5 protein-coding genes are annotated in these 4,750 nt (G+C 62.2%); all 5 read right to left on the bottom strand.

What is annotated here, in order from left to right; all coding sequences use genetic code 11:
- Positions 1–677 (bottom strand): 2OG-Fe(II) oxygenase (locus tag L0G76_RS14200; RefSeq protein WP_304357813.1); only part of this gene is annotated, 677 nt, incomplete at its 3' end.
- Positions 674–1,249 carry an ATPase gene (locus L0G76_RS14195; RefSeq protein ID WP_127363088.1) on the bottom strand — a complete coding sequence of 192 codons (576 nt, stop codon included), beginning with the start codon at positions 1,247–1,249 and terminating at the stop codon, positions 674–676. The genes L0G76_RS14195 and L0G76_RS14200, both read right to left, overlap by 4 nt.
- A complete protein-coding gene (locus tag L0G76_RS14190; RefSeq protein ID WP_180957456.1) occupies positions 1,249–1,608 on the bottom strand; it encodes a TA system antitoxin ParD family protein in 360 nt (119 codons plus the stop codon). The genes L0G76_RS14195 and L0G76_RS14190 overlap by 1 nt, the downstream gene beginning before the upstream one ends.
- A gap of 87 nt (positions 1,609–1,695) precedes the next feature.
- Positions 1,696–3,759, bottom strand: a complete 2,064-nt coding sequence (locus L0G76_RS14185; RefSeq protein WP_304357812.1) for a PQQ-binding-like beta-propeller repeat protein — start codon at positions 3,757–3,759, stop codon at positions 1,696–1,698.
- A gap of 109 nt (positions 3,760–3,868) precedes the next feature.
- On the bottom strand, positions 3,869–4,750 hold an 882-nt coding region (locus L0G76_RS14180), incomplete at its 5' end, for a patatin-like phospholipase family protein (RefSeq protein WP_304357811.1).

The following is a 4,750-nucleotide window of genomic DNA, read 5'->3' as shown; positions in this document are numbered from 1 at the left end:
GTGTCTTCGGCCGCTGGGTGGTCGACGAGGAGGTTGAAGGTCAGTGTCACCCGATGACCTGACGTCACCGGCTTCACTTCATGCCGTCGGTCAGCGTAGAACGCTGCGAGTGTGATGTCGTCCGGGTCGCCGGTGAAGATCCGGTCAGCGCCGTGGTCGTCGACGACGAGTTCGCCACCGGTGTGGGTGGTCGGCAGTCCGACCACGAGTGTGGCCAGCATCGAGTCGTCCTTCTCCGAGTCCTGATGCGGCAGGAAGAACTGCCCCTCCCCATAGACGAGCATCGAGTGGAGTTCGGCGCGGACCGTCGCATCGGCAGGAATTCCCAGCGCGGCACCGAGGCGGCCGAGAGACTCGTCGAGCGCTCCCGTCCAGTTGTCTGTCCCCGTGGCACCGGTTGGGTCGCCCAGGTGGACGTGCGCCGGATCGATCACCCAGGTGTCGCGGACTGTGGGGTCGAAGACGGTGTCCTCGCCACTGCCGAAGTGCGCGGGTTCGGCGATCGAGATCAGCGCTGCGATGTCGTCTTCGCCGATGGGGAAGGACAACGGCGCACGATCGATGAGGATGTTGAGGCCATCGGGCTGCACACGTGTCGATGCCGCATGGACGATGTCCGCACCGACGCGGCTCAAGTGCGTCTTGAGTCGGTCGGCGATCGGTTGCGAGGACATCATTCTCCCAGTCTCTTCAGCGGGTCAGGGACCCAGGTCGGCCAGTCCGGCGAGCCCACCAGTGCTCCGAGTTCAAAGCTGGCGCACAGGTGGAACGGTCGGCGAGCGCTGCTGTTGTCGTACAGGTTCGCCGAATCAGCCGTTCCGATCGTCTCCGCGACATGTTCCCACAAACGCTCATATCTCTCCCGGATCTTGTGCTCCGGCACTGCGTGCCCCCCGCGACGCACACGCTCGCGCACTCGCTGAACCGTGAGGTCGACGGGGACCATGACGATGTGCAGTGTGACGAGGAATCCGGCATCGGCAGCATCAGTGACCAGCTGGACCTTACTGGGGTGCGAGAACACGGTCTCTGAAATGAATGATCGCTTCTCGGCGATGAATTCCCGCCTTAGCCTCTCTGCGATCCGTGCTGCTTCATAGGCATGTTCCAGCTGAGTGTCCGGCCATCTCTGCGCTGCGATGACGTCGGCGTTGATGAACGGCAGATGCGTCACAGGTGCCAGGACGTCATGGACGTAGCTTGATTTCCCAGCGCCGTTCGGCCCCGCGAGCAGATGCAGAACCGGCATCAGGTCGTTGGCCGATGCACGACCAGGTTGCCGTCCTCGTCCAGCTCCGAATACTCCTCACCGGCTGAGTCGAACCCGGTTGCGTAATCCAGCCCGTCTCGCAGTGTGCGAGTGCGTTCTTCCCACGCCTCGCGCACGATGGCCTGTTCTCTTTCGGCGAGCGAGTCATAGGAGCTCGTTCCGGCCAAGACCTGCGTAATCTGACGATGATTGACCGTGGGCGACGATTCCATTTCACGCCCGATACGAGCCCAATGCGCAATCTGCTGAGGCACCGTCCTCGAAGCGGCCTTAGCCGCCGCGACAGCGGATTCGTAGACGTCTGCCGGCAATCTCGTCGGTTGGCTGCTCCTAGTCATGACCCCATTGTAGTACGACGCTACACGCGGCTTCCAGGGGCGGACGACGTTTCCAGGGCAGGTCGATCATTGTCGAATGTGCAGACTTCATCCGGTGTATGAAGACACCGAATACACCTTGACCGCTCCTGCCTCATTTCCTCTCAGCAGCAAGTGCGCTGCGTACCAGCTGCCATCTTCGTCCGGGTCGATTTTCTCGCCGGGGCCTTTCAGCCCGCAGATGACGTCGCCGGCTTTGATGGAATCGGCGCCGAAACCGCCGATTCCTTCCATCAGGCCAACACCATTGCTCATGGTGTAGTCCCCGTATTCCTCGTCCACGACTCCGATGAGTTCGCAGGTATCGACTTCGGTCCCGTCCTGGAGAGCCAGATTTCGGTAGGTCAGCGGTGGGTTCGCAGACGCATCCCCGATGACTGTATCCAGGTCTCGCATGACCTCATCAGTGGCCATCGCACCGGCAGTGTCATCGTCGCCTTTCGCGGCCGCATCGACGAACTTCTGAACTTCCTCGACTTCCGGGACCCGGACAGTTTCTCCACCGACGGTGAACAGCACATCCTGAGGTTCGTATCCTCCCTTCGCCCACGCAAATCGGAGCTCCACCTCCCCCGTGCGCTCTGCGGCGTTGTAATCCTCATCGCCGTATACAGCGATATTGCTCACCGTCGCTGTCATATAGGGGCCGGTGAGGTCGACCGCAGAGACGATGCTGCGGTTGAAGTCGGCAAGCTGCTGGAAGTCCGAGTCCTCGCTCCACGGCTCGATCGAGGTGACGAGGTCGAGCTTCTGGTCATAGACACCGACCGAATCCGTTACCCAGTTCCCGCCCGGATAGCAGACGAAGTCGATAGCCACCATCGGCTTCGGTGTGGCCACCGACGTTGTCACGTCATTGATGGCGATCGATGACCCGTAGTCTCCTTCTGCGGTTTTGCCGTCTGCGAATGCCTGCTTCGCTCCCTCGGCCATAGTTAAGTCTGCACAGGCGGGAGGAACCTCCAGCTTCGCGTTGCGGATGTCGTCCTCCGATGGGAGCTTCGGTGCGGGCAGCGCCGAAATGCTCTCATCGAATCCCTTGTCAGCCGTCACGGAATCGTCGTCCGACGAGTCCGTGAAGTCGAAGGAGCTCACTGCGCCCTCATGCTGGATGCGCAGCTGACTGCCGGTGACCGCGAATCCGTCGGTCGGTGCCGACACTGCCCACAGCTGGTCACCGGTCGAGAGATCGAGGCCTTTCACCCCGCCCGAGGTTCCGATGATGAGAACACCATCGACGGCTGTCCACGACGGGGTGACGCGTTTGTCACCGAGTCCGGTCACCTCGGCGGCGGAGGGATCGAGGTCCTGCGTCCACAGGACGCTGTCGGAATCGACGGCGGCAAGGGTCTGACCATCGGAGACCACCCACGGTCCGGTCTCCCCCGCCTGGGGACCGGCGATCATCGAGACATGGGCCTCAGGTCCGAGATTCAGACCGTCATAGGTCTGATCGTCCGGCCCGGTCACTGCTCCTTCATCTTCGATGTCGAGAGGAACCCTCGATGATGCGGGATGGGGGTCGACATCGGCCTTGCTCTCAGCTGTCGTCATCGACCCGTCGCTGAGTGCGACCGCTCGGTCCCCGCACTGGACAGCCTCGCCGGAGACGCGGCATGCGGTGGGAGTGCCGGCCAGTTTCTCCTCGTCGTCGGAGGTGTCGTCGGAAGCGTCCGGGTCGAGCGCCTCGTCCAGCGGCTCGGTCTTGCCGGTGTCGATGTCCTGGTGCGGAACGGACACCGTCCAGGCGGGCTGATCATAGTCATCCACTCGGGTGAGAATCGAGGTGGTTGACCCGATGAACCGCAGGATCTCTGGGGAGGTCTCACCCGCTTCGGCAGAGGCAGTCAGCGGGGCGCCGCTGAGGTGCATATCCGCACTCAGACCGCTGAAGTCCATGACATCGGATTGGCTGGGAGTCTGAGCGTAGTTGGGTTTCGGATCGCCGAAGGGGTTGTACCCGGAAAAGAAGGCGAAGGAGCCTCCTGCGATGAGTGCCACGACCGCAACTGCGGCAATGCCGAGCAGGACGGGTTTGGATTTCGATTTCATCGTCGCGCCCTGCTCGGGCGAGGGCGGCTGTGATTCATAGGAATTCGGGTGGTCGCTCATACTCAGTGAATCTAGCAGGAAGCCCTGACGCGACTACACGAACTGTAGTGGATCACCGAAATGTTGTCAGATCGCAATTGTGGTCAACGATTGGGAGGAGCACACGTCCTCATCGACTCGATGGCACTGGGCTGCCTGACGCACCTACGAACTCACGGATCGCGGGCAGCTCGCGGCGGGCCTGGGACAGTCCCATGCGATGAGCAGCGGCGAGGCGTGAAAGGTCACGGGTGCCATTGTCGACCGGCATCCGCTCAGGAGCGAAGACGTGTGCCTTTCCCTCCGCTTCGAGAGCGAAGATCCGTTCGCGCGTCTCGTTGTACCGTGCCCACCGGGTCAACAGCGCCTCCGCCAATGCGGGATACCGACGGAAGATGCTCCGGTAGACTGCGGAGAAGCGCTGCGGCGCCTTTCGATACGAGCGCTCCTGCGTGAGCACGATGACGAACTTTTCGAAGCCCTCTATCTGTGCCTGACTCAGAGCGATTCCGCCGTCCTCGCCCATCGCCCCGTCGACGTACACATGCCCGTCTAAGTGGACCGGCGGCATCAGCCCAGGCATCGTCGAGGAGGCGCGTACACGGACCATCAGATCCTCGATCTCAGGAGTGTCTTTCCGCGACCACACAACATCATCACCGGATACCGCATCGAACGCGACAATCCTCATGTCTGCAGGACTCGATTGAAATGACTCCCAGTCGAACGGCAGCGCCTCGTCGGGGCCGCCCGCCTGCTGGTAGATGTACTCCGCGTTGAACATGCCCTGCCCACGAGCGAAATAGCGCAGGCCGCCGAACTGTTCATCGGCGGCGAACTCGACGAATGACCGACGAGCGCGTCGCGCGTCACCGGACAAGTAGTTCACCGCATTTGAGGCCCCGGCGCTGATACCCGCGACCCAGTCGAAATCCAAGCCAGCTTCGAGCAGCGTGACGACCATCCCGCTCGTCAGCGACGCCCGCATGCCACCGCCCTCGAAGATCAGAGC

The organism is Brevibacterium picturae, assembly GCF_030453725.1.
GTDB lineage: Bacteria > Actinomycetota > Actinomycetes > Actinomycetales > Brevibacteriaceae > Brevibacterium > Brevibacterium sandarakinum_A.
Note: the sequence above shows the minus strand (reverse complement) of the source record. Positions and strands in the feature narration are given on the sequence as shown.

Bases quoted from the DNA above. Each gene is read 5' to 3' on its own strand.
- L0G76_RS14195 (WP_127363088.1), bottom strand. From the start codon at position 1,249: ATGCCGGTTCTGCATCTGCTCGCGGGGCCGAACGGCGCTGGGAAATCA.
- L0G76_RS14190 (WP_180957456.1), bottom strand. From the start codon at position 1,608: ATGACTAGGAGCAGCCAACCGACGAGATTGCCGGCAGACGTCTACGAA.
- L0G76_RS14185 (WP_304357812.1), bottom strand. From the start codon at position 3,759: ATGAGCGACCACCCGAATTCCTATGAATCACAGCCGCCCTCGCCCGAG.